Raw genomic sequence first — 1418 nt, forward strand, 5'->3', positions numbered from 1 at the left:
GGTTTGTCATCAGTCTGAATATTCTTTACTTTTACCCATTCTTTAGTTTAATTTACGATGGCATCTTAAATTGAACTGAAAAATAGAATGCTTTATGCTCGTCAAATGCAACCACTGTTGCGGCATATTGAAGGAAATTATCAATATGTCTCTTTGATGACCTTGTTCTACTTACTCAGGCTCGTAATGATCCTACTTTATCCGCAGCCACTATGGTTGGTAGAAGATTTAATTGCATTACCTATTTCAATGATTTAACGTTGTGTTGGATTAACTAAACTCGTAGAAAAATGGCTAAATTAACAATCAATGATATTGCTCGCTTAAGTGGGGTTGGGAAATCGACCGTTTCTCGCGTGTTAAATAATGACCCTAAAGTGCGTGAAGAAACAAGGCAGAGAGTTGAACAAATTATTCAGCAATATGGCTTTCAACCGTCTAAATCAGCGAGAGCAATGCGAGGTGTCGGTTCTCGTACCATTGGGATCATTGTTACTCGCTTGACATCAAGTGCAGAAAATCAAGCATTATCTAGCATTTTGCCATTGCTTTATGCTGCACAATGCGAACCGATTATTGTTGAAAGCCAGTTTAAACCGCAGTTAGTTCAGGAACATTTGGATTTCTTCCAGAAACGGGGTGTTGATGGGGTGATTTTGTTCGCCTTTACGGAATTAGAAGAGCAAACACTGCTTGCGTGGCAGCGTAAAATGGTGGTTATTGCGAAGGATTATCCAAGTCTTTCTTCTGTCTATTATCACGATCATAAAGCAGTGACGTTGTTAATGGATTATCTCTATCAGCAAGGGCATCGCACTATTCACTATCTTGGCGTAAAAGATAATGACCGTACAACAGGCTACATTCGCCATCAAGCTTATTTAGAATTTTGTCAAAAATATCAATTGGTTGCCCATTCTATTCAAGGGGAGCTTGGTTATGATTGGGCATATCATAATGCACAAGCGGTGATTTCAGCACAAACCTCAGCAATTATTTGTGCCACAGATACTCAAGCAATCGGTGTAGTGAAGTATTTACAAGAGAAACCGCATCAACATATTCAAGTCTGTGGCGTAGGTAACAATCCGTTGTTGCACTTTTTATTTCCAAGTGTGATCAGTGTCGATCTTGGTTTCTCAAAAATTGGGAATATAGTAGTAGAACAGCTGTTTGCCGTATTAGATGGAATGCCGATTAAGCATATTATGGTGGAATGTGAGCTGGTATAAAATTGAAAAGATCCGACCGCTTATAAGCGGTCCAGATTATTGACAAAGTCTTTTTTCATTCGGACGCCAGCGTGGCGTCCCTACAAGGAAAGTTATAACTAATTGAAAAATAACAGATTTTATTTTGTTGTGTAGGGACGCCACGCTGGCGTCCGTTAATTGGATACAACAAATTGGGGTTTGTCA

Annotated in this window: 2 protein-coding genes; both read left to right on the plus strand. The window is 39.2% G+C overall.

Annotated features, from left to right (window positions below):
• The first annotated feature begins 87 nt into the window (after window positions 1–87).
• Window positions 88–258, plus strand: a complete 171-nt coding sequence (locus A1D25_RS01900) for a hypothetical protein (RefSeq protein WP_157394029.1) — start codon at window positions 88–90, stop codon at window positions 256–258.
• Between the two features lie 32 nt (window positions 259–290).
• On the plus strand, window positions 291–1232 hold the full coding sequence (gene treR, locus A1D25_RS01905) for a trehalose operon repressor TreR (RefSeq protein WP_157394030.1): 942 nt from the start codon (window positions 291–293) through the stop codon (window positions 1230–1232).
• The last annotated feature ends 186 nt before the right edge of the window (window positions 1233–1418 follow it).

The organism is Ursidibacter arcticus (assembly GCF_009761375.1).
Classification (GTDB): domain Bacteria; phylum Pseudomonadota; class Gammaproteobacteria; order Enterobacterales; family Pasteurellaceae; genus Ursidibacter; species Ursidibacter arcticus.

Excerpts from the sequence above, each read along its gene's own strand:
- A1D25_RS01900 (WP_157394029.1), top strand. The coding sequence starts at position 88 with ATGCTTTATGCTCGTCAAATGCAACCACTGTTGCGGCATATTGAAGGA.
- treR (WP_157394030.1), top strand. The coding sequence starts at position 291 with ATGGCTAAATTAACAATCAATGATATTGCTCGCTTAAGTGGGGTTGGG.